This is a genomic window from Streptomyces sp. NPDC059906 (genome assembly GCF_042730645.1).
GTDB lineage: Bacteria > Actinomycetota > Actinomycetes > Streptomycetales > Streptomycetaceae > Streptomyces > Streptomyces rubrogriseus.
Genome location: NZ_JBHWKU010000006.1, coordinates 200,752 through 221,014 on the forward strand (window position 1 = coordinate 200,752; position 20,263 = coordinate 221,014).

23 protein-coding genes and 1 pseudogene are annotated in these 20,263 nt (G+C 74.0%); 12 read left to right on the forward strand and 12 right to left on the reverse strand.

The genetic code is table 11. The annotated features are described in order from the left end of the window. Positions 1-41: 41 nt before the first annotated feature. The 3 genes from ACFV9J_RS12420 to ACFV9J_RS12430 all read right to left on the reverse strand — a co-directional run bounded on the left by ACFV9J_RS12420 (position 42) and on the right by ACFV9J_RS12430 (position 1,744). Positions 42-575 (reverse strand): TetR/AcrR family transcriptional regulator, encoded by a 534-nt coding sequence (locus ACFV9J_RS12420; protein ID WP_385353571.1) that lies wholly within the window; start codon positions 573-575, stop codon positions 42-44. 22 nt (positions 576-597) lie between these two features. Then, positions 598-1,434 (reverse strand): alpha/beta fold hydrolase, encoded by an 837-nt coding sequence (locus tag ACFV9J_RS12425; RefSeq protein WP_385353240.1) that lies wholly within the window; start codon positions 1,432-1,434, stop codon positions 598-600. Positions 1,435-1,513: 79 nt separating this feature from the next. Next, positions 1,514-1,744, reverse strand: a complete 231-nt coding sequence (locus ACFV9J_RS12430) for a hypothetical protein (protein ID WP_385353242.1) — start codon at positions 1,742-1,744, stop codon at positions 1,514-1,516. A gap of 204 nt (positions 1,745-1,948) precedes the next feature. Between ACFV9J_RS12430 and ACFV9J_RS12435 the strand changes: the two genes are divergently transcribed. The 5 genes from ACFV9J_RS12435 to ACFV9J_RS12455 all read left to right on the forward strand — a co-directional run bounded on the left by ACFV9J_RS12435 (position 1,949) and on the right by ACFV9J_RS12455 (position 8,690). Continuing rightward, the gene (locus ACFV9J_RS12435; RefSeq protein WP_385353244.1) at positions 1,949-2,899 is read left to right on the forward strand and encodes a PmoA family protein; all 951 of its coding nucleotides are present in this window, start codon (positions 1,949-1,951) and stop codon (positions 2,897-2,899) included. A 469-nt stretch (positions 2,900-3,368) separates the two neighbouring features. Next, positions 3,369-5,639 carry an MMPL family transporter gene (locus ACFV9J_RS12440; protein WP_385353246.1) on the forward strand — a complete coding sequence of 757 codons (2,271 nt, stop codon included), beginning with the start codon at positions 3,369-3,371 and terminating at the stop codon, positions 5,637-5,639. 91 nt (positions 5,640-5,730) lie between these two features. Beyond that, entirely contained in the window at positions 5,731-6,927 is a 1,197-nt protein-coding gene (locus ACFV9J_RS12445; RefSeq protein WP_385353248.1) for a sensor histidine kinase, read from the forward strand. Beyond that, positions 6,924-7,595: a response regulator gene (locus ACFV9J_RS12450; protein WP_385353250.1), complete on the forward strand. Its 672-nt coding sequence runs from the start codon at positions 6,924-6,926 to the stop codon at positions 7,593-7,595. Before ACFV9J_RS12445 ends, ACFV9J_RS12450 begins: the two co-directional genes overlap by 4 nt. 42 nt (positions 7,596-7,637) lie before the next feature. Further along, positions 7,638-8,690, forward strand: coding sequence for a homoserine dehydrogenase (locus tag ACFV9J_RS12455; protein WP_385353252.1), 1,053 nt, complete (start codon positions 7,638-7,640; stop codon positions 8,688-8,690). A gap of 32 nt (positions 8,691-8,722) precedes the next feature. Here ACFV9J_RS12455 and ACFV9J_RS12460 read toward each other — a convergent pair whose 3' ends face one another. Together ACFV9J_RS12460 and ACFV9J_RS12465 are read right to left on the reverse strand one after the other, a co-directional pair. Then, complete coding sequence (locus tag ACFV9J_RS12460) at positions 8,723-9,712, reverse strand: NAD(P)-dependent alcohol dehydrogenase (RefSeq protein WP_385353254.1); 990 nt, start codon at positions 9,710-9,712, stop codon at positions 8,723-8,725. Between the two features lie 131 nt (positions 9,713-9,843). Continuing rightward, positions 9,844-10,458, reverse strand: coding sequence for a dihydrofolate reductase family protein (locus ACFV9J_RS12465; RefSeq protein ID WP_385353256.1), 615 nt, complete (start codon positions 10,456-10,458; stop codon positions 9,844-9,846). 91 nt (positions 10,459-10,549) lie between these two features. Between ACFV9J_RS12465 and ACFV9J_RS12470 the strand changes: the two genes are divergently transcribed. Next, positions 10,550-11,296 (forward strand): DUF1838 domain-containing protein, encoded by a 747-nt coding sequence (locus tag ACFV9J_RS12470; RefSeq protein ID WP_385353258.1) that lies wholly within the window; start codon positions 10,550-10,552, stop codon positions 11,294-11,296. A 61-nt stretch (positions 11,297-11,357) separates the two neighbouring features. Beyond that, a complete protein-coding gene (locus tag ACFV9J_RS12475) occupies positions 11,358-11,963 on the forward strand; it encodes a DUF998 domain-containing protein (protein ID WP_385353260.1) in 606 nt (201 codons plus the stop codon). A gap of 6 nt (positions 11,964-11,969) precedes the next feature. On the opposite strand, the gene ACFV9J_RS12480 is transcribed toward ACFV9J_RS12475, so the two are convergent. Further along, positions 11,970-12,332, reverse strand: a complete 363-nt coding sequence (locus ACFV9J_RS12480; RefSeq protein WP_385353262.1) for a hypothetical protein — start codon at positions 12,330-12,332, stop codon at positions 11,970-11,972. Positions 12,333-12,433: 101 nt separating this feature from the next. On the opposite strand from ACFV9J_RS12480, the gene sigJ reads away from it, so the two are divergent. Further along, on the forward strand, positions 12,434-13,330 hold the full coding sequence (gene sigJ / locus ACFV9J_RS12485) for an RNA polymerase sigma factor SigJ (RefSeq protein WP_385353264.1): 897 nt from the start codon (positions 12,434-12,436) through the stop codon (positions 13,328-13,330). 52 nt (positions 13,331-13,382) lie between these two features. Then, a complete protein-coding gene (locus ACFV9J_RS12490) occupies positions 13,383-13,985 on the forward strand; it encodes a GPP34 family phosphoprotein (protein ID WP_385353266.1) in 603 nt (200 codons plus the stop codon). 27 nt (positions 13,986-14,012) lie between these two features. Here ACFV9J_RS12490 and ACFV9J_RS12495 read toward each other — a convergent pair whose 3' ends face one another. Further along, positions 14,013-14,396, reverse strand: a complete 384-nt coding sequence (locus ACFV9J_RS12495; RefSeq protein WP_385353268.1) for a toxin Doc — start codon at positions 14,394-14,396, stop codon at positions 14,013-14,015. Then, on the reverse strand, positions 14,396-14,635 hold the full coding sequence (locus ACFV9J_RS12500) for a hypothetical protein (RefSeq protein WP_003978454.1): 240 nt from the start codon (positions 14,633-14,635) through the stop codon (positions 14,396-14,398). Before ACFV9J_RS12500 ends, ACFV9J_RS12495 begins: the two co-directional genes overlap by 1 nt. A 149-nt stretch (positions 14,636-14,784) precedes the next feature. On the opposite strand from ACFV9J_RS12500, the gene ACFV9J_RS12505 reads away from it, so the two are divergent. Both ACFV9J_RS12505 and ACFV9J_RS12510 read left to right on the forward strand, forming a co-directional pair. Continuing rightward, a complete protein-coding gene (locus ACFV9J_RS12505; protein ID WP_385353271.1) occupies positions 14,785-15,855 on the forward strand; it encodes an NAD(+)/NADH kinase in 1,071 nt (356 codons plus the stop codon). 136 nt (positions 15,856-15,991) lie between these two features. Then, on the forward strand, positions 15,992-16,456 hold the full coding sequence (locus ACFV9J_RS12510; protein WP_385353573.1) for a spore-associated protein A: 465 nt from the start codon (positions 15,992-15,994) through the stop codon (positions 16,454-16,456). A 96-nt stretch (positions 16,457-16,552) separates the two neighbouring features. On the opposite strand, the gene ACFV9J_RS12515 is transcribed toward ACFV9J_RS12510, so the two are convergent. Genes ACFV9J_RS12515 through ACFV9J_RS12525 form a run of 3 tightly spaced genes read right to left on the reverse strand, consistent with a single transcriptional unit; the run spans position 16,553 to position 19,021 of the window. Next, positions 16,553-17,299: a class I SAM-dependent DNA methyltransferase gene (locus ACFV9J_RS12515; protein WP_385353273.1), complete on the reverse strand. Its 747-nt coding sequence runs from the start codon at positions 17,297-17,299 to the stop codon at positions 16,553-16,555. 42 nt (positions 17,300-17,341) lie between these two features. Further along, on the reverse strand, positions 17,342-18,346 hold the full coding sequence (locus tag ACFV9J_RS12520; protein ID WP_385353275.1) for a MerR family transcriptional regulator: 1,005 nt from the start codon (positions 18,344-18,346) through the stop codon (positions 17,342-17,344). Positions 18,347-18,349: 3 nt separating this feature from the next. Next, on the reverse strand, positions 18,350-19,021 hold the full coding sequence (locus ACFV9J_RS12525) for a HEAT repeat domain-containing protein (RefSeq protein ID WP_385353277.1): 672 nt from the start codon (positions 19,019-19,021) through the stop codon (positions 18,350-18,352). 98 nt (positions 19,022-19,119) lie between these two features. Here ACFV9J_RS12525 and ACFV9J_RS12530 point away from each other — a divergent pair, with 98 nt between their 5' ends. After that, positions 19,120-19,938 carry an SAM-dependent methyltransferase gene (locus ACFV9J_RS12530; protein ID WP_385353280.1) on the forward strand — a complete coding sequence of 273 codons (819 nt, stop codon included), beginning with the start codon at positions 19,120-19,122 and terminating at the stop codon, positions 19,936-19,938. On the opposite strand, the pseudogene ACFV9J_RS12535 reads toward ACFV9J_RS12530, so the two are convergent. After that, positions 19,926-20,084: pseudogene (locus ACFV9J_RS12535) on the reverse strand (HAD-IA family hydrolase); the annotation flags it as partial. The gene ACFV9J_RS12530 and the pseudogene ACFV9J_RS12535 overlap by 13 nt on opposite strands. Positions 20,085-20,263 lie beyond the last annotated feature (179 nt).

Below are 20,263 nucleotides of genomic sequence, written 5' to 3' on the forward strand. Positions count from 1 at the left end.
GCCCCGGCCGGGGTGCCCGGCAGGCTTGCGCGGCGCCGGTGTCACAGGGTGCGCAGGCCCCGGTCGGCGAAGGCGATGAGCCACTCGAAGCTGTCGTCGACGTCGGTGCTCCACCGGAAGCCGTCCGAGGCCTGCAGGGTGGCGAAGCCGTGGAAGAGGCTGCGCAGCAGGCGCAGGGCGTGGTTCACGTCGCGGTCCTCGATGTCGTAGCCGCGCAGGATCGCGGTGAACGCGCCGAGCAGCCGCTGCCCGGCGGCGGCCAGCGGATCGTCCGGCCCCGAGGGTTCCTGGCCGATCGTCGCGGCGTACCGGCCGGGGTGCTCCAGGACGAAGGCGCGGAACGCGCGCGCGGCGGCGGCCAGGGCGTCGGGCCCCGCGTACCCCTGGACCGCGCCGCCGACGGCGTCCGCGGCCTCGTTCAGGGCGCGGACCGCGATCCGCCGGGTGAGGTCGTCCTGGCCGCCCACGTGCTTGTACAGGGACGGGGTGCGTACCCCGACCCGCTCGGCCAGCAGGCCCATCGTCAGGTTGGCGAAGCCCACTTCGTCGGCCAGCGCGGCACCGGCCGCGACCACGGCCGCCGGATCCAGGCCCGCCCTAGGCACGGGCGGCGTCCGAGCGGAGGAAGGCGAGCACGAGCGCGGCCACCTCGTCGGGGAACTGGTCGTGCGGGTAGTGTCCGGCGCCCTCGATCATCTCCAGGCGGCCGAGCCCGGCGGGCAGGTCCGCGACGACGGCCGAGCCCTCCGCGCGCGGGTCGGCCCAGTCCGGGTCGAGGGTGCCCATCACCACCAGAACCGGGCAGCGGACGTTGCCGAGTTGGGCGCCGGCGTCCGTCGGGGCGCTGCGGCCCATGGCCTGCATGGCCTTCATCCGGCCCGGCTCGCGCAGCCGGGACTCGATGCGGCCGAGCCGCTCGCCCCAATGGGCCGGCTTCGCGCCCGGGTACGCGACGTCGAGGTACGAGCGCCACAGTCGCAGGCTGCCGAACGTGCCCGCGCCGAGCAGGCGGAGCATGCCCCGCCGGAACCGCCTCACCCGCAGGTCGCCGAGTCGCACCGACTGCTTGCGGGTGAACGGCGCCAGCTCGACGACCGCCGTGACCAGGGAGGGCTCCCGGGCCGCGGCGATGGTGGCGGCGCCGCCCGAGACCGAGTGGCCGACCACCACGGCCGGGCCGCCCAGGTGGCGGATCAGGGCGATCAGGTCGCCGGCGATGGCGGTGCGGCTCCACTGCGGCCAGTGGACGCTCGACTCGCCGCAGCCGCGCAGGTCCACCGCGGCGACCCGGTGACCGGCCGCCACCAGCTTCGGGACGACGGCGCGGTACGCGGCGCGGCTGTCTCCCATGCCGTGCGCGAGCACGATCAGCGGGCCGGACCCGGTCACTTCGTACGCGATCGTGCCGCCGTCGACGGCAAGGCGCTCGGTCATGTCACTCCCCAGTAGGGCTAACGGCATTAACTAAAAGCTACTGTCGTTAGCCACCACTGTCAACGGCCCGTACGAGCGTTCACCGCGCAGGGGTGTGTCGTCCCGTCGCGCGTTGCACGGCCGCTTCCACCTCGCGGTGCGGCATGCCGGTCTCCTCGGCGTAGGCGGCGATGCCCCGGGCCAGCGCGGCGGTGGCATCGGACCAGACCGCCAGGGCGACCGTGGCGTTCTCGCCCCTGTTGCTGCGGTAGCGGTTGTCCGCCGCCTCGACGGCGCGCCGGAGTTCGATGAGGTGTCTCGGGATTTCCATGGTCAAAAAGCCTAGGGCGGCACGAGTCGCGTCCCAGTGTCTCGCCGAGCGGGAGTCCTCTCGACGAGGGCACTCGTCCTTGCCCCCGCCGGTGCCCATGTGGCCCGGCCGCGCGGCGAGCCGCCTTGTGGCAAGCGCTTGCTATCGTGGTCGCCCGACGGTGACGGTGCCGCGGCGTACTTCCGCCGGGAGGAAGAGGACCCCATGACGCTCTCACTCACCCACGTCCACGGCGACCGCGTCACCGTGGCCCACGGGGCGGCCGGAACCGAGCTGTTCTCCTACGTGTACCGCCCCGAGGCCGCGTGGGAGGCGCCCAAGCCGTACCTCCACCCGGTCCGGGCCCTGTCCGGCGCGATCGTCACGGACTACCGCCCCAACGACCACCGCTGGCACAAGGGGCTCCAACTGACCGCCTCCCACCTGTCCGGGCAGAACCTGTGGGGCGGCAACACCTATGTGCACGGCGAGGGTTACCGCGCGCTGCCGGAGCGGGTCGGGTCGATGGCCCACGTGTCCTTCGAGGAGGTCGGCGCCGAGGCGGACCGCGCCGTCATCGCCGAGCGGCTGACCTGGCACCCGCACGGCGGCGAGCTGTGGGCCGAGGAGGAGCGCCGCATCGAGGTCCGCGACGTCGACCCGGACACCGGCAGCTGGACGCTCACCTGGACGTCCGCGGTGACCAACCGGCGCGCCGAACCCCTGCGGTTCGGCAGTCCCACCACCCACGGACGCCCCGCCGCCGGCTACACGGGGCTGTTCTGGCGCGGGCCCCGCGCGTTCCGCGGCGGCCGGGTCCTCACGGCGGAGTCCGCCGCTTCCGCGGAGTCCGGCGAGCCCGCCGACGCCGACCCGATGGGCTCCAGCGCCCGCTGGCTGGCCTACGTGGGCGAGCACGACGGACGGGACGGCCACGCCACGCTCGTCTTCGAACACGCCCCCTCCAACGACCACTCGGGCGAGAAGGGCACCCACCCGGCCCACTGGTTCGTGCGCAGCGACCCCTTCGCCGCGGTCGCACCCTCCTGGGCCTTCCACGAGGAACTGGTCCTGCCACCCGGCGAGACCCTCGCCCGGGCCTACCGCGTGGTCGTCGCCGACGGCGCCTGGGACCGCGCGCGGGTCGCCGCGCACCTGGCGGGACTCACGTGGTGAGCCCGACGTGCGACGGCTTCCCGGGGGCGGCCGGCGTGCCCCGCCTGACCATGCACGACTGGCCGACCGTCGGGGAACTGCCCGGCGGCGGCACCCGCACCTGCACCTGACGTGCAGCGAGGGCTACGTCGTCACGGCCGGCCGGCCGGTCGCGGCGCGGTGCAGACGCCCCAGGACCGTCTCGCCGGCCCCGGACCCGGCCCCGGCACCTGCGCCGACGCGATCCGCGTCCTCGACGCACTGCGCGGCCGGGACGCCGGACACCTGAGGGCCGCCCGGGTCCCCGCGACCGGCCCCGCGGCCCGTGGACGCTTCGGCATGTGCGGCGGCCGGCCGTCCACCCGGGGGTCCGAGCTCTGCCGCGGTACTCGAAAGTGAGTACACGCGACGGTCGGTGCGGACGACGACGGGACGGTGGCCGCCCCGTGAGTCTGGAGAGGTTCCCCAGATCAGATGCGGAGACCTCTCCATGGCAACTTTGCTGTACCGGCTGGGCCGTGGCGCCTTCCGACGGCGCCGGTGGGTGACCCTGGCGTGGGCGGCCGTCGTCCTCGGCGTCGTGCTCGGCGCCATGAGCGCCGGCGAGGCGGCCGACGACTCGGACTCGATGCCGGGGATCGAGTCCCAGCACGCCTTCGACCTCATCAACGAGCGGTTCCCGGGCGCCGAGGCGGAAGGCGCCGGTGCCCGGATCGTCCTCGTCGCACCGGACGGCCGGCAGGTCACGGCGACCGAGTACCGAGCGGCGATCGACACCCTGGTCGCCGAGGTGGCCGACGGACCGCAGGTCGCCGCCGTCTCCGACCCCCTCGACGCGTCGACGGTCAGCGAGGACGGATCCACCGCGTACGCCACCGTCACCTACGAGGTGACCGAGGACCACGTCACCGACGCCGGACGGGCGGACCTCATGGCGGCGGTGGAGCAGGCCCGGACCTCCGGCCTGACCGTCGAGGCCGGTGGAGGGGCCGTGGCCGGTGAGCCGCCGGCCGGGATCGGCGAGTTCCTGGGCATCGGCGTCGCCGCGGGGGTCCTGCTGATCACCTTCGGCTCGCTGGCGGCCGCCGGACTGCCGCTGATCACCGCCGTCGTCGGCGTGGCCGTCACCCTCGCCTCGATCGTCGCGCTGGGCGGCACCCTCGGCATGTCGACGGCCGACGGTGACCTGGCCATGATGATCGGGATCGCGGTCGGCGTCGACTACGCCCTGCTCGTCGTCTCCCGCTACCGCGAGGAGCGCGCCAAGGGGCACGACGCCCGCGAGGCGGCGGGGCTGGCCGCGGGCACGGCCGGATCCGCGGTCGTCTTCGCCGGACTCACCGTCGTCATCGCGCTGGCCGGTCTGTCGGTGATCGGAGTGCCGTCGCTGACGAAGATGGGAATGGCCGCCGCGGGCGCGGTCGTCATCGCGGTGCTGATCACCCTCACCCTGGTCCCGGCGCTGCTCGGCTTCTGGCCCGACGCCCTGCTGGCCCGCCGGGTCCGCCGGGTCCGCAAGGGACGGAGCGCCCCTCCCGCCCGCCGGTTCCGCAAGCGGCCGGCCCGCGGTGCCGCCCGGCGCGCGGGCGAGGCCGGGGCGTGGAGCGTGCGCTGGGCGCGGTTCGTACAGCGCCGCCCGGTTCCCGTACTGCTCGGCTCGGCGGTCCTCCTGGGCGCCCTCGCCGTACCGGCGCTCGACCTGCGGCTCGGCATGCCCGGCGACGAGGCCAAGCCCACCTCCACCACCGAACGCCGGGCGTACGACGCCCTCGCGGACGGCTTCGGGCCCGGGTTCAACGGGCCACTCACCGTCGTCGTGGACGCCCGAGGGGCCGACGACCCGCGGTCGGCGGTCGCGGCCGTCTCCGACCGGCTCGCCGGCACCGCCGGAGTGGTCTCCGTGGCGCCGCCCCGCTTCAACGCGGCGAAGGACACCGCGGTGATCCAGGCCGTCCCGTCCACCGCGCCCACCAGCGAGCGGACCGAGGAACTCGTCCACACCATCCGCGACGAGCGCCACGCCACCGAGTCCGCCACCGGCGCCACCTTCGAGGTGACCGGCACCACCGCGCTCAACATCGACGTCGCCCGCAAGATGACGGACGCCCTGATCCCCTACCTCCTCGTCGTGGTGGGCCTGGCCTTCCTCCTGCTGCTCGTCGTCTTCCGCTCCGTACTCGTCCCGCTCAAGGCCGCCCTCGGCTTCCTGCTGTCGGTCGGGGCGTCCTTCGGGGCGCTGGTCACCATCTTCCAGAACGGCCACGGCGCCGGGCTCCTGGGAGTCGAGGAGACCGGACCGGTCATGAGTACCATGCCGCTCATGCTGGTGGGCATCGTCTTCGGCCTCGCCATGGACTACCAGGTGTTCCTGGTGTCGCGGATGCGGGAGGCCGTCGTCCACGGAGAGCGGCCCGCCGAGGCCGTCGTCACCGGATTCCGCCACAGCGGCCGGGTCGTGACCGCCGCCGCCGTCATCATGACGTCCGTCTTCGCCGGCTTCATGACCGGCGGCGAAACCCTCCTCAAAATGGTCGGCTTCGGCCTGGCGGTCGCCGTCCTGTTCGACGCCTTCGTCGTCCGCATGGCCTTCGTGCCCGCCGTCCTGGTCCTGCTCGGCGAGCGCGCCTGGTGGCTGCCGCGCCGACTGGACCGGCTGCTGCCGCGGGTCGACGTGGAGGGCGAGGCGCTCGGCCGGCGGACCCCGGCCCCCGCGCTCGCGGCCGTCCCCGACGCCGACCGGCAGGGCTCGGTACCCGCCTGACCCGCGCCGCAGGGAGGCCGCCCGTGCCGGACCCGGGCGGCCTCCCGCCGCGCGGCGGGCGCATCGGCGATCCTGGTCCCAGGAGGAAACCATGCTCAGCAGTTGGCGGCGGTACGCCGACAGCCACCCGCACCTCGTCGAGACGGCCTTCCTGCTGCTGGTGCTCGCCGTCACCAGCCGGCAGTACGTGCACCAAGGCCCCGGCTGGTGGCCGGGCCAGCCCTGGGCGCTCGCGGCCACCGCGGGCCTGCTGCCGCGCCGCGGCCACCCGCGCGCCGCGGTCCTCGGCACGGCCGCCTGCGCCGCCGCCTCCGTCGCTCTCGGCTACCTGATCTCCCCACTCCTGCTGCTGCCCGTCCTGATCGCGCTCTACGAACTGGCCGTCCGCACCCCGCAGCGCACCGCGTACGCCTGCTACGGCGCCACCGTCGCGCTGGTCGTCCCCGCCGCCCTGCTCTCCGTACGCGACGACCAGCCGTGGATGGACGAGAGCGTCGGCCCCGTGTTCTGGATCCTGCTGCCGGTCCTGGCCGGCACGGCGGTCCGCAGCCGCCGCGCCCACCTCGACGCCGTCCACACCCGGGCCGAGCACGCCGAACGCACCCGCGAAGAGGAGGCCCGCCACCGCGTCGCCGAGGAACGCATCCGCATCGCCCGCGAACTGCACGACGTCGTCGCCCACCACATGGCGCTGGCCAACGCCCAGGCCGGCACCGCCGCCCACCTCGCCCGCACCCACCCGGAGCAGGCCCACGAGATCCTCACGCACCTCACCGGCACCACCGCCTCGGCACTGCGCGAACTGAAGGCCACCGTGGGCCTCCTGCGCAGTCCCGACGACGCCGGCGACACGGGCGACCCCGACGACGACCTGCGACCGCCCCCGGGGCTCGGCCGACTCCCCGAACTGGTCTCCGCGTTCGGCTCCGCCGGACTCCACGTCACCGTCACCGTCCGGGGCACGCGGCGCCCCCTGCCGCCCGGAGCCGACCTGACCGCCTTCCGCATTGTGCAGGAGGCCCTCACCAACGTCACCAAGCACACCGACGCCGGCACGGCCGACGTGCACCTCGCCTACGCCCACGACCGCCTCACCCTCACGGTCACCGACGACGGCGGCGCCACCCCGCGCCCACCGGGCCCCGGCGGCGGCTTCGGCCTCGTCGGCATGCGGGAACGCGCCGAGACCTCCGGCGGACGACTGAGCGCGGGCGCCCTCGCGGACGGCGGCTTCGCCGTCACCGCCGAACTCCCCGCCCCGCCACCACCAAGGGAACAGCCCTCATGACGATCCGCGTGCTGCTCGCCGACGACCAGGCCCTGCTGCGGGCGACCTTCCGCATCCTGATCGACTCCAGCGAGGACATGGACGTGGTCGCCGAAGCCGCCGACGGCCGGGACGCCGTCGCGCTGACCCGCACCCACCGACCCGACATCGTCCTCATGGACATCCGCATGCCCGGCACCGACGGCCTCGCCGCCACCGCCGAGATCTGCGCCGACCCCGCCCTCCGGGGCACCCGGGTCCTCATCCTCACCACCTTCGAGACCGACGAACACGTCGCCCGGGCGCTGCGCATCGGGGCGAGCGGATTCCTCGGCAAGGACGTCACGGCCGAGGAACTCCTCGACGGCATCCGCACGGTGGCCGCCGGCGACGCCCTCCTGTCCGCCGCGGCCACCCGCAGCCTCATCACCCGGTTCCTCGATTCCCCCGACCCCGGGGCGTCCCCCGTGCCGCCCGAGGATTTGGCCGCCCTCACCGCCCGCGAGCGCGAGGTGACCGCCCTGGTCGCGGACGGCAAGTCCGACAAGGAGATCGCGGCCGAACTGTTCCTCAGCCCGCTGACGGTACGCACCCACGTCCAGCGCGCCAAGACGAAGCTCGGCGCCCGGGACCGCGCCCAACTGGTCGCCCACGCCTACCGCTCCGGCCTCGCGCGACCGCCCCGCTGACGGGCCTTCTCGCGGCCGGTGGTGTGAGAGGATCCCGGACCCATGAATGAACTGACCGGAGCGACCGGAACAACCGGAGCGACTGAAGCGACCGGAGCGACGACGACCGCTGTGGTCCTCGCCGGGTACGGCCCGGTCGGGCAGGCCTTCGTCGACCGGCTGGCCCGGGACGGAGAAGCGCTCGCCCGCCGTCACGGCGTACGACCGCGGGTGGCCGCCGTACGCGCGAGCGCGGCCCAGTGCCGGCCGGACGCGGACGGGTCGGTGCCGCCGCGCTCTCGGTGGGGTCCCGCGAGGCCGCTGGAGGAGACCTTCGACCGCACCGGCGCGCGGGTGTTCGTCCAGGCCGTCCCGTCCTCGCCCGGGCTGCGGGAGCGCGCCGCCGAGGAGGCAGTGGCGGCACTGCGCCGGGGCATCCACGTGGTGACGGCCACCAAGAGCCATCTGCTCACGCACTGGCGGGACCTCGACGCGGCCGCCAGGGCGGGCGGCAGCATGATCAGGATCTCCGGGGCCACCGGGGCGGCGCTCCCGGCCGGCGACCTGTCGCGCACGTCCCTGCGCGGCCTGGACTGCCGGACGATCCGCGCCTGTCCCAACGGCACCGCCACCTTCGTGCTCGACCGGCTGGCCGAGGGCGACACGCTGGGCGACGCGATCCGCGCCGCACGGCTGCGGGGCATCGCGGAGGCGGATCCCTCGGCGGACCTGTCGGGCGACGACGCCGCCACCAAGGTGCGACTGCTGGCCGCGCTGGCCTGGGGCTGGGACCCCGCCGAGGTGCGGGTGCGGGCGGAGCCGGTGGACGGGACCACGGCGCGGCGGGCCCTGGCCGCGGCCGCCCGGTCCCGTCGGCTGCGGGCGGTCGCCGGCGCGGCGGTGGCCGAGCCCGGCGTCGTGCGCGTACGGCTCGAGGAGACGGAACCCGGGGACCCGCTGCACGCACTGACCGGGCCCGAGAAGGCCGTGGTGTTCGGTTGCCCGGACGCGGGCGACGTCACGGTGAGCGGCGGGCGGTCGAGCCCGGTGGGAGCGGCACTGGCCCTGGTGAAGGACACCGTCGAGGTCACGGCGGCGCGCACCGGCTTCCACTGACGCAGGGGGTACGGCGACTCGGCCGGGGGCGCCTACGCCACGGTGACGACGGTCTTGCCGCGCGCGTGGCCCCCCTCGACGTGCCGCAGCGCCTGCGCGGTGTCGGCCAGGGCGAAGGTCCTGCCGACCACGGGCGTGACCTGCCCGGCGTCGACGAGCGCGATGACGGCCGACAGGTCCTCGTGGACCGGCCCGTCCGGGGTTGCCGGCAGGATCGGACGCAGCCTCTGCCGCGTGACGGCGTTGGCCGCCGCCAGCTTCAGCATGGCGCCGATGGCCCCGAACACCCGGCCGGGGGAGCCGCCGCCGTTGGCCACCAGGACGCCCGCCGGGGTGAGCGCCCGCCGCAACCGGCCCAGCGGGTGGTTGCCCACGTTGTCCAGCACGACGTCGTAGCGCCCGCGTCCGTCGGTGAAGTCCTCCCGGGCGTAGTCCAGGACGTGAGCGGCGCCCAGGGAACGCACCAGGTCGGCGTTGGCGGCGCTGCACACCCCGGTGACCTCCGCGTCCAGGACCGCCGCGATCTGCACCGCGAAGGTGCCCACGCCGCCGCCCGCCCCGTTGACCAGTACCCGCTGCCCGGACCGTACGCGAGCGACGGTCCGGATACCGCGCAGGGCGGTCACCGCCGCCATCGGCAGTGCCGCGGCCTGCTCGAAGGTCAGGCCCTCGGGCACGGGCACCAGCATCGCTGCGGTGGTGCGCGCGTACTGGGCGAAGGCTCCCGGGCAGAACCCCAGGACCCGGTCGCCGGGGCCGAGCCCCCGCACGTCCGCGCCGACCCGCTCCACCACCCCCGCCGCGTCGATTCCGGCCACCCGGCACTTCGGCCGGGTCAGCCCCATGCCGCCCAGCAGCCGTGCCGCGTACGGGTCTCCGCGCAGCATGTGCCAGTCGTAGGGGTTCACCGCGGCGGCGTGCACGCGCACCAGCACCTGGCCGGCACCGGCGTGAGGCCCATCCACGTCCCGCAGCCGCAGGCTGTCCGGGGGACCGAACCGCTCCTGGACCACTGCCTTCATCGCCCTGCCACCATCCCCTCGGGGACCCCCGGCACCGATCGCGGGTCGCGCGGTGAGGGCACCGTAGGGGCGGGGCCCGTCCCCGTCAACAGGCCGCCCGGCCCGGGGGCGCGTGATCGTCGCGTCGCACGTCAGAGGAGTTCGTAGAGCAGGTGCGTGGCGTTCGGTGTGGCGTGGGCGCTCCGCCGGACGAGCGTGTGCGGTGTGCCCCCGGTGAACAGCGGCGTTCCGGAGCCCAGCACGACGGGAGCCAGGTGCAGGGACAGCATCTCGACCAGCCCGGCGTCGAGCGCGGAGCCGATCAGGGCCCCGCCGCCCATCAGGACGACGTCGAGGTCCCGGCCGAGGTCCGCCGAAGCCGCCTCGGCACGCTCGCGCGCCGCGGTGACGGCGTCGGGCAGTCCGGTCGTGACGAACGTCCAGTCGAGGCCGGTGAGCCGGACCGACTCCGGTGGCGAGGCCGTCACGACGACGAACGGCGGTCTGCCGACCTCCGCGGCGCCGTAGCCGACGGTGTCGTCCCAGCCGCCCGGTCCGTCCACCAGGTCGAAGAGCCGGCGGCCGAGGACGACGGCGCCCGACCGGGCGGTCGTCTCGCGCACGATCCGGCGCTCCTCGGGATCGTCGGAGAATGCCCAGGTGTGCAGGGCCTCGCCGCCGGTGCCCAGACCGTTGCCCGGGCCGGGACCGGGCCCGGTGACACGGCCGTCGAGGGAGATCGAGATGTCCGCGATGATGCGAGTCATACAGGGGAGACCCGGTCCGCCGCCCGAATTCATCGGGCGGATCGCCCCGATTCCCGGCCGGCGGGGGCGGCGGTCGCGCAGAGTACGTCCCATGACGACACCCGCGCAGTCGCTCCGCTCCCTCGCCCGCACCCGGGCCTCCCTCGACGGCGAAGAGGTCACGTACTGGTGGTCCGGAAGTGTGTTCGCCTGGGCTCCCGACGAACCCTACGAGCGCCTCTTCGGCTTCGAAGGCGTCAACGTCGCCCGCCTCGTCCACGACGCCGAGGACGGCCCGGACTCCTACCGGCTGCTCACCCGTGAGGCCGCGTTCTACCTGGACCCCGTCACCGGCGACATCCTGGAAACCTGGCGGGACCTGCCGGTGGTGCACGTCTGGAACGACCCCGCGAACCAGAAGTGGCGCCCCTTCCCGGTCCCGGCGACCGACCTCGGCGACCAGGTCTGCTTCAGCCTGGAGATCCCGCTCGCCTACCCCTCGCCCCTGCCGGCGGCCCAGTACCCCCGTCACTCGGCCGGTGACACCTACCGGGCCCTGGAACTCTTCCAGTTCTTCGCCCGCCGCGAGGACCTGGCCGGACCGGACCCCGGCGTCCCGGCGACCATGTCGTGGACCCGGATGTCCCCGTGGGTCCCGTGGATGGCCCGCGGCGGGCGGCCCGGCGGCCTCACCTACCACTGCCGGGGCCGCAAGCTGGGCTCGTACACGGAGGTCCCCGAGCGCACCCGTGCCCACATCGCCGACCACCACCCGCGGTTCGCACGGACCCCGGAGCAGTGGAGCGAGCCGAACGAGACCAGCTGGACGTACTTCCGCGCACTCGACCCGCCCGTGTGAGGTCCAGGAGCACGGCGGTGCGTGCGGTGCGTCCGCTGGCCGCCCGCTTTATGGTTGCCCGATGCGATTTGTTCCCAGATGGGTCCTGCTCTCGTCGGGATGTGCACCCGTACTGCTGATCGCAGGCTGGACCGGCGCCGCGTACGCCGAAGGGACTTCCTACGATCCCGTCACGCAGACCATCAGCGTTCTGGGGGCCTACGGAGCCGCCGGATTCTGGGTGATGACGGCGGCGTTCCTGGCTCTGGGCGTCTGCCACCTGCTGACCGCCTGGGGGCTGCGGACCGCCGCCGCCGCCGGGCGCGTGGCGCTGGGCGGGGGCGGACTCGCCGCGCTGGTCCTGGTGGCGCTGCCCGCGCCCAGCAGCGGGGGCTCCCTGCGGCACGGCGCGGTGGTGGTGGTCGGGTTCACGCTCCTGGCGGTCTGGCCAGTGCTGGCCGTCAACGGAGGTCCGGCCGCTCCCTGGGCGCTGCGTCTCGCGCCCTCGATCGCCGTGACGACCCTGATGGCCGCCGGTGGAGTGTGGTTCCTGATCGAGATGCGGCGACACGGCGACGCCGGCGTCGCCGAACGCGTCGTGACGTCCCTCCAGTCGCTGTGGCCCTTCGTGGTGGCCGCCTCCTGCCTCCGCCATGCCCGGCAACCGGGGAGGGCCCCGGAAGGGTGAGGGCGCTCAACGCCGCGCCAGCGCCAGCACGCTCAGGCCGAACATCAGGACCCCCAGGGGCAGATGGACCGACGGAACGTGCGCGATGCCGAGCACGACCTGGACCGAGGCGAGGACGAGGAAGCCGCAGGCGTGCCAGACGGGCCGCGGCGGACCGCCGCCCGGCTTCCACGCCAGCACCGCCGCGAGCACGTACAGCATCGACGCCCCGTACATCACCCGGGCACCGACGCTGTGCAGCGTCTCCCCGTAGGACGCGGTGAGCAGCAGTCCGGCGGAGACCGCCTGGAGGAAGATGGTCAGTGTCTGCAGGGCGATCGCGATCCGCAGGAACGAGAGTCGGCGCTGCGCCGTCGCCTGGGTTGCCATGCCGCGGTCCCCGTTTCCGCCCCGGGGGGCAGTGGATCGGTAAGGTCTCACCAGCCCGACGACGCGGGCCGGCGAAAGGTAAGGCGAGGGGGCGGTCGGGCATGGGGACGGCTGGGACGAGTACCGACGCGACGGTCGGCGAACGGCGTCAACTGATCAATGTCGCCTACCGGTTGCTCGGCTCGCTCGCCGAGGCCGAGGACGCCGTGCAGGAGGCCTACGCACGCTGGTACGCGCTGCCCCGGAGCCGGCAGGAGGAGATCGTGTCCCCGGGGGCCTGGCTGACGACCGTGACCGGCCGAGTCTGTCTGGACGCGCTCGGCTCGGCGCGGGCCCGGCGGGAACGCTACGTCGGCGCCTGGCTGCCGGACTCGCTCCCCGCCCACGCCGAGCGGGGCCACGGCCACGGCGCCGACCCCGCCGACCAGATGGTCCTGGACGAGTCGGTGACCATGGCCTTCCTCGTCGTCCTGGAGTCGATGACCCCGGCCGAGCGGGTCGCCTTCGTCCTCCACGACGTCTTCCGCTACCCCTTCGCCGACATCGCGGGCATCCTCCGCCGGACCCCCGCGGCCTGCAAGCAGCTCGCGGCCTCGGCCCGGCGCCGGGTGCGCGGCGCGCCGGCTCCGCAGACGCCGGACGCGGTGCGGGCCGACGTGGTGCGCCAGGTCAAGGAGGCGTGGCAGAGCAAGGACATCGCGGCCCTCGTCGACCTCCTCGACCCGGCCGCGGTCATGACCGCCGACGGCGGCGGCATGGCCGGCACCGCCCTGCGCCCGATCGAGGGCGGTGCCCGCATCGCCCAGTACATGGCCGCCATCGCCGGCAAGGCCCCGGGACTCGAACTCCTGGAGCGCTCGGTCAACGGGGTACCGGGCCTGGTGGCCCGGCGCGACGGCGCCGTCACGACCGTCGCGGCCTTCGACGTCGCCGACGGCCGCGTCACCCGCATCTGGGTGGTCCGCAACCCCGAGAAGCTGGGGCCGTGGGTAGGCTGAACGGCATCGCGGCCGGCGTGTCGCAGCAGATCTGACAGATGTGGAGATCCGCATGACCACGGCGCACGACCTGACGATCGTCTCTCTCGAGGTCCCCTCCGACTATCCGGTCGAGCGCGGCGACCTGTCGCTGGCCCTGGCCGGAGCGGAACTGATCGACCTGATGGAGGCGGGGACGGTCGCGCTGGACGGCGTCCTGCTGCGGCCGGTGTCGCGGGCCGCGTCGGGTGACCGGCTCCTCGACGCGGCGGCGTCGCTGCTCGGCGCGGACCCGGCCGAGTCCGTGACGGACTGGCTGTGGCGCCGGGGCGACGGGCTGGCGGCGCAGTACCTCGCGGCCGCGGGAGCGGACGAGGGCGGCCGAAAGCGCCCGCGACGGATCGCGCGCGGCGGCACCGGCCGTCCGGCCCCGGCCGATCCGTCGGCCCACCGGCGCGCCACCGACCGCTGGTCCGGCACAGACCCCGTGCTGACGGGTCTCGCCGCCGCCGTGGGCGTCCGGCACGAGTCGGCGGACCAGGTGGCGGATCCCGAGGACGACGGGGTCGCCATGGTGCTCGCCGCGGTGAACGACGCCGTGGTGGAACTGGCCGCGATCCGGCAGCGCCGCAGCATCGAGGAAGCGGCGTTCGACAACATCTGGCGCGGGATGTGACGGCTCCGGACGCTGGACACCCGGAGGTCAGATGCGCCAGGAACGGAGCACGCCGGCGATGTCGTAGATGCTCAGTCGGGTCTCGCGGACCTTTCTGATCAGGTCGGACAGGGCCCCGTAGGGCGGGTCGATTCCCTCCCCGGACTGGTCCATGTACTGACCGGTGACGAAGGCCGCGAAGAGGCTGTTGCGGTGGGGGAGCGGTTCGAGCCGCACCACCGTGTGCAGCAGCGCGGCGGCGCGCCAGGCGCTGTCGGGATTGGACGCGGCCAGCGTAGGCATCCGGGTCTTGTGCCGGGCCACCGCCGCGACCAGGGCCGAGTAGTCCGTGACCGACACGTCCTCGTTGTCCAGAGCGGCGTCCTGGACGTCCAGGAGCCAGGGGACGTCGATGTACAGGGGCTCGCTCATCAGGCGGCAGTGACTCCCTCGCCGCGCTGGGACGGGGGGATCTCGTCCGGGAAGGCCTCGTCGAACTCGGCGCGCAGCCGGTCCGCCCACGAGACGGCCCCGGCGACGAACCGCTTGCGCTGCATCTCGCGGACACCGAGGTCGTGCATGTACTGCTTCAGGCTCTTGCCCTCGGCTGCGGCGGCAGCGCGGACGCCTTCCATTTCTTCCTCGGTGAAGGTCACGTTCAGTGATGGCATACCGGCATGGTACCTACTCGGTACCTGGCGCGCGACTCGCCGGACGGGCGAGGGTGCCCCGGCATGTCGCGGCCCGCCCCGCCACGGGGGTCGGCGAGGATTTCGTCGATCGCGGTTCCAGGAGCACGGCCCGGCGGCAGGAGGCAGTGGTGACGATCGAGCGGGTCGGACTCGTGGTCCACGGCGGTCGCGAGGGCGCCGCCGAAGCGGCCCGGGAAGTCCGGGAGTGGTGCGACGCGAACGCCGTCGCCTGCACGGACATCGACGTGTGGAGCGATGCCGGCCGGCACAGCGCCCGGGAGGAGGTGGACGCGGCCGGCGACCCGGACCTCGTCGTGACCCTGGGCGGTGACGGCACCTTCCTGCGCGGCGCACGGCTGGCGGCGGAGAACGACGCCCTGATCCTGGGCGTGGACCTGGGACGAGTGGGGTTCCTGACCGAGGTGCCCGCCCCGGCGGTGCGCTCCGCCCTCGACGCCGTCCGGGACGGCGGGCTGGAGCCGGAGAGCCGGATGCTGCTCACTCTGCGTGCCTCCCGGCTCCTGGAGATCCCCTCGGAGATGGAAGCGCTCCTGCGCTACGGGCGCGGACCCCTGCTGCCGCCCCCGCGGGTGCGGACCGACTGCGAGAGCGGCGACGAGTGGGGCATCGCCCTGAACGTCACGGCCCTCAACGACGTCGTGCTCGAGAAGCTGTCGAGGGACCGGCAGATCTCCGTCGGCGTCTACATCGCGGGCCGGCTGCTCGCCTCGTACTCCGCCGACGCGCTGCTCGTCGCGACCCCGACGGGATCCACCGCCTACAGCTTCGCCGCGGGCGGCCCGGTCGTCTCGCCCCGCGCCGAGGCGCTCGTCTTCACCGCGGTGGCCCCGCACATGACGTTCGACCGCTCCGTGGTCACCGCGCCGGACGAGCCCGTCGGGCTGCGGATCCTGGAACGGTCGGGCCGGGCCGCCGTGAGCATCGACGGGCAGTTGCGAGGCGTGCTCGATCCCGGTGACTGGCTCGGCGTCTACGCCGCTCCCCGCCGGCTGCGGGCGGTGCGGCTGGGGCCGATGGACTTCTACGGCCGCCTGCGCGAGCGCATGCGGCTCACCGACGCCCCGGCCGCGGTCGCCGACGGTACGCCCGCCCCGCTGTGGCCGGTGAGCACGCCACCACCGGGAGACCTCGCCCATCTGGCGCTGCCGGCGCCGGGCACCGAAGGGGCCCTGCGGTGATCTTCTCCGCGAACAGTCGTAAACATCTGCCAACGACGTACAACCCCCGAAGGGGTGCAAAGGTCTCAACTGGTGGCTTCAGCAACACCAAGGGGAGGCCAGTCGATTCACGGATCGAGGTGCCATGAAGCGTTCCATGCAAGCCGTAGGGGCGACGCTGACCGCAGTCGGGGCGATCGGGGCGGGGCTGTTGGTGACGGCCCCCGCCGCCGGCGCGGCGACCGCGGGCGCGACCGCGTCGTACAACGGGGTCTGCGGCTCCGGCTACAAGGTGGTGAACTCCATGCCGATCGGCTCCACCGGCACGGTGTACCTCACCTACAACTCGGCCACGGGCAAGAACTGCACCGTGACCATCCGCAACAAGACGGGCGCACCGACGTACATGGTGGCCTACGTGCGCAACATCGAAAGCGGCGCGGACCAGTACGACGAGGGTGACTACCGGTCGTACGCCGGGCCGGTGTACGTGTCCGCGCGCGGCGCCTGCGTCGAGTGGGGCGGCGTCATCGACAACCTGCAGGCCTGGAACTACGGCTCCAACTGCGGCGCGCTGGCCGCCAAGGCCCCGCAGAAGGACTGGTTCGCCGGCGAACGCTGACGCGGTGCCGGACCGGCCGGGGGCTCCACCGTACGGCGGAGCCCCCTTTCGAAGGTCTTTGCACCCACCGCCCCGAAGGAGCACGTCGTGAGCGGCTCAGGCCGGCTTGCGCCACACGGAGATGTGCTTCGCCGAGTCCTCGGTGAACGCAGACCCGTCCCAGTCCGCGACGCGTCGCTCCAGCCGGAGTCCGGCGATCCGGGCCATCAGGTCGAGCTCGGCCGGCCAGGCGTACCGGTGCCGGGAGTTGTCCCGGCGGTAGGAGCCGTCGCGGGGGTCGCGCGTGAAGTGGTTGGAGACGAGGATCTGCTCGACCAGGTCGAAGGTGTCGAAGCCGAGGTGCCGCTCGGAGACGTCGAACGGCACCGCGACCTGCCCGGGCGGCAGGAACCGCAGCGGTGGCACACCCAGTTCGATGACGAATCGGCCGCCGGGGCTCAGATGGCGGGCCGCGTTGCGGAAGCACTCGACCTGCTCGTCCTGCGTGAGCAGGTTGGTGATGGTGTTGTACACGAGATAGACCAGAGTGAACTCGCCGGGCACCACGGTCGTGGCCATGTCCCCGAGGGTCACCGGCAGCGTCTCCTCGGCGGCCTTGCGCCGCAGGACCGCCGCCATGTGCTCGGAAAGCTCGATGCCCGCCACCGGCACGCCGCGTTCCCGCAGCGGAACGCCCACGCGTCCGGTCCCGATGGCGAACTCCAGTGCCCGGCCGTCCCCGGCCAGCTCGGCGAGGAAGTCGAGGGTCGGTCCCAGAACGGCGGCGGAGCCCATCCCGGTCTCCGCCTCCTCGGCGTCGTAGCGGTCGGCGGTCTCACGGGTCCACAGTTGGCTGCTCGTCACGGGCGGCCATGTTGCCCGGTGGGAGGCGAACTGTCGAAGCATTTACGGCTCCTCGCGCAGCCGCAGCAGATACGTCGCGGTGAGCGCGACGGCGCGGTCCCCGTCCCGGGACAGTTCCGCCAGGGCACTGGACGCCCGCGTGCCCGGGATGCCCGCGAGCGCCTGCGTCAGCCGGCCGCGCGCGGCCGCGTCGGTGGTGTCGTCGGCGACACGGCCGACGAGCCCGGCGGCGATCCGGTCCGCCGTCGCGGTGTCGCTCGCCAGCACGCTCAGCGCGTCGGCCGCGTCGGTGTCGTTCCGTCCGGCCACGATCATGTCGATGAGCGCCGGCACCGCCTCGCCCACCCCGCGCGACCCGAGCGCCAGTGCCGCGCACCCGCGGACCACGGCGTCGGGTCCGTCGAGGGCGTGCCGCAGCCGCGCGGTGGCCTCGGCGCCGGACAGCTCCGCGAGCGCCCGCACGGCACGCGCCCGCACCTCCGCCACCGGTGAGTCCAGGCCCCGGGCCAGCAGTGCCGCGGCGTCGTCGCCCGATCGTGCCAGCGCCCAGCGCAGGGCTCCGGCGACGTTGGTGTCCGTCTCGCTCAGCGCCGCGTCGACCAGGGCCTCCACGGGCACCGAGGCGTCCTGGACGGAGGAGAGGGCCGCGCGCTGGCGTGCGTCCGCGCTCTTCGAGCCCAGTGCCTGCAGGAGCGCGACGGCCTGGAGGACGTCCTCCCAGCCGGCCGGGCCCGCCGCGTCGATCCGGCGCAGCCGGGTGAGCAACTCCGTCTCCGCCGCGATCCGTTCACGCGTGCGGTGGATGAGGTCGTCCACGAGTGCCGCGGGGGCGAACCCGGGTTCGTCGAGCGCGCGGCCGATCTCGCGCAGCGACAGCCCCAGCGACCGCAGGCTCTCGATGTGGAAGATCCGCCGGATGTCCGCCCGGGAGTACTCCCGGTATCCCGAGCCCGTACGGCCCGAGGGCCGCACCAGGCCGAGCGACTCGTAGTGCCTGAGCATGCGGGCACTGACCCCGGACCGTCGCGCCACCTCACCGATCAACACGTTCTAGTCTCCCTCGGGACCGGACCCGCCGAGGGCCACGACGCGCTTCGCCTCCTCGATCGCCGCCTCGAACCCGGAGTCCGGGTCGCGCAGCAGCCGCCGCGTGGCCAGGGCGTGCGCACGCACGTGCGGGGCGGGGGCGGTCGTCGCGGCCTCCAGAACCGCCCCGGCCGCCTCGCCCAGCGCGACCAGCGCCCGGCTGAGACTCAGCTGCGTCTCCCGGTCGCCGCGCCCCAACTGCGGGGCCAGCGCCCGGGCCAGGGCCTGCTCCTCGCCCCCGGGGACGAGGACGACCGCGGCCCGCCAGGCGCTGCGCGCCACCTCGTCGTCGGCGTCGGACAGCACCGCCCCGGTGACCGCCGGCCACGCCCGCCGGTCCCCGATCTTGGACAGGGTGTGCAGCGCCTGGCTGCGCGCCTGCGGGAGCTTCGAGCCCACCTCACGGACCAGCGGGGGAAGCGTCGCGGCCACCGGATGGCGGGTGAGCGCCCAGGTCAGCATGTCGCGGACGAAGAACTCCGGCTCGACCGCGGACCGCTCGACGAGCCCGCCCACGAAGTGCGGGTCCGGTGCCGTACCGACCGCGAGGGCCGCCCGCAGCCGCACGGACGCACGCGGGTCGGCCAGGCTCTCGAACGCTCGCAGGGCATCCGTGCCCTGTCTCGTCATGGTCATCGGGACCACCTCCTGGGCAGCCAGTGAAGACCTTGTCACGGTGTGAAGGTCAAACAAGTGGTGGCCGGGGTGCCTCCGCGCGGGAGAGGATGGGTGCCATGACGGGAGAGAGTTCCTCCATCGACAGCACCAGGCCGACCATCGCCCGGGTCTACGACTACCTGCTCGGCGGCAAGGACAACTACGCGGCGGACCGCGAGATCGGCGACGTGTTCAAGCGCGACCTCCCGGGTTCGGTGGCGATCGCCTTCGCCAATCGCGCGGCGCTGACGCGGGCGGTGGGGGAGATCGTGACCAGGACCGGGGTGCGCCAGTTCATCGACCTCGGCAGCGGCCTGCCCACCGCCGACAACGTGCACCAGGTCGCGCAACGGCGGGCACCGGAGACCCGGGTGGTGTACGTCGACACCGATCCCCAAGTCCTCGTCCACGGGCGGGCGCTGCTGGAGGAGAACGACCGGACCCGGTTCGTACCCGTCGATGTGCGCGACCCCGAGGGGATCCGCAGCCACCCGGACACCCGGGAGCTGATCGACTTCGACCGTCCCGTCGCCGTCATGTTCAGCGCCATCCTCCACCACGTCAACGACGACGAGGACCCCGCCGCGATCGTCCGCTACTGGCGCGGCCAAGTGCCGTCCGGGAGCCTCTTCTTCGTCAGCCACTTCCGCTCCGGGAACAACCCGGAGACGGCGGAGGCCGAGAAGGTCCTCCAGAAGACGTTCGGCCGGGGCCGGTGGCGGACGGACGCGGAGATCGAGGCCCTGCTGGAGGGACTGGAGATCCTGGAGCCGGGGATAGTGCCGGCGTCCCTGTGGCGTCCCGAGGCGACCGCCGCGACGCACAGCGACGGCGGTGAACGGGAGTTGACCGTCTGGGAGCGTCTCATCGCCGCCGGGATGGCCCGCAAGCCGTAGACCCGGCCGCCGCGGAGGTCCCAGGCGTGGGCGGCCACCATGAGCACGCGGTCCGGCGGGCACCCCGCGGTGTCGACGGCGAGCCGGTAGACGTCCGGCGCCGGCTTGCAGGCGCGGACCGTCGCCGTTTCGACATCCCGAGCCTCGAGGTCGTCAACGAAGCGGCCGCGGGAGTGCGCAACCGCGTCAAGGCCGCGGCCTGCAGAGCCCGCGGACGCACGTCGTCCGCACCGTCCGGCCGGGCGGAAGGGTGAGGACGCGCGCATGCCGACCGCGTCCGAACGATTCGCGGCACCCTTTGCGCAATGGCGCGAATCGGCTGTTA

What these genes read in the sequence shown, in the direction of transcription:
- ACFV9J_RS12425 (WP_385353240.1), bottom strand. Translation starts at nt 1,434, where the DNA reads ATGACCGAGCGCCTTGCCGTCGACGGCGGCACGATCGCGTACGAAGTG.
- ACFV9J_RS12430 (WP_385353242.1), bottom strand. Translation starts at nt 1,744, where the DNA reads ATGGAAATCCCGAGACACCTCATCGAACTCCGGCGCGCCGTCGAGGCG.
- ACFV9J_RS12435 (WP_385353244.1), top strand. Translation starts at nt 1,949, where the DNA reads ATGACGCTCTCACTCACCCACGTCCACGGCGACCGCGTCACCGTGGCC.
- ACFV9J_RS12440 (WP_385353246.1), top strand. Translation starts at nt 3,369, where the DNA reads ATGGCAACTTTGCTGTACCGGCTGGGCCGTGGCGCCTTCCGACGGCGC.
- ACFV9J_RS12445 (WP_385353248.1), top strand. Translation starts at nt 5,731, where the DNA reads ATGCTCAGCAGTTGGCGGCGGTACGCCGACAGCCACCCGCACCTCGTC.
- ACFV9J_RS12450 (WP_385353250.1), top strand. Translation starts at nt 6,924, where the DNA reads ATGACGATCCGCGTGCTGCTCGCCGACGACCAGGCCCTGCTGCGGGCG.
- ACFV9J_RS12455 (WP_385353252.1), top strand. Translation starts at nt 7,638, where the DNA reads ATGAATGAACTGACCGGAGCGACCGGAACAACCGGAGCGACTGAAGCG.
- ACFV9J_RS12460 (WP_385353254.1), bottom strand. Translation starts at nt 9,712, where the DNA reads ATGAAGGCAGTGGTCCAGGAGCGGTTCGGTCCCCCGGACAGCCTGCGG.
- ACFV9J_RS12465 (WP_385353256.1), bottom strand. Translation starts at nt 10,458, where the DNA reads ATGACTCGCATCATCGCGGACATCTCGATCTCCCTCGACGGCCGTGTC.
- ACFV9J_RS12470 (WP_385353258.1), top strand. Translation starts at nt 10,550, where the DNA reads ATGACGACACCCGCGCAGTCGCTCCGCTCCCTCGCCCGCACCCGGGCC.
- ACFV9J_RS12475 (WP_385353260.1), top strand. Translation starts at nt 11,358, where the DNA reads ATGCGATTTGTTCCCAGATGGGTCCTGCTCTCGTCGGGATGTGCACCC.
- ACFV9J_RS12480 (WP_385353262.1), bottom strand. Translation starts at nt 12,332, where the DNA reads ATGGCAACCCAGGCGACGGCGCAGCGCCGACTCTCGTTCCTGCGGATC.
- sigJ (WP_385353264.1), top strand. Translation starts at nt 12,434, where the DNA reads ATGGGGACGGCTGGGACGAGTACCGACGCGACGGTCGGCGAACGGCGT.
- ACFV9J_RS12490 (WP_385353266.1), top strand. Translation starts at nt 13,383, where the DNA reads ATGACCACGGCGCACGACCTGACGATCGTCTCTCTCGAGGTCCCCTCC.
- ACFV9J_RS12495 (WP_385353268.1), bottom strand. Translation starts at nt 14,396, where the DNA reads ATGAGCGAGCCCCTGTACATCGACGTCCCCTGGCTCCTGGACGTCCAG.
- ACFV9J_RS12500 (WP_003978454.1), bottom strand. Translation starts at nt 14,635, where the DNA reads ATGCCATCACTGAACGTGACCTTCACCGAGGAAGAAATGGAAGGCGTC.
- ACFV9J_RS12510 (WP_385353573.1), top strand. Translation starts at nt 15,992, where the DNA reads ATGCAAGCCGTAGGGGCGACGCTGACCGCAGTCGGGGCGATCGGGGCG.
- ACFV9J_RS12525 (WP_385353277.1), bottom strand. Translation starts at nt 19,021, where the DNA reads ATGACCATGACGAGACAGGGCACGGATGCCCTGCGAGCGTTCGAGAGC.
- ACFV9J_RS12530 (WP_385353280.1), top strand. Translation starts at nt 19,120, where the DNA reads ATGACGGGAGAGAGTTCCTCCATCGACAGCACCAGGCCGACCATCGCC.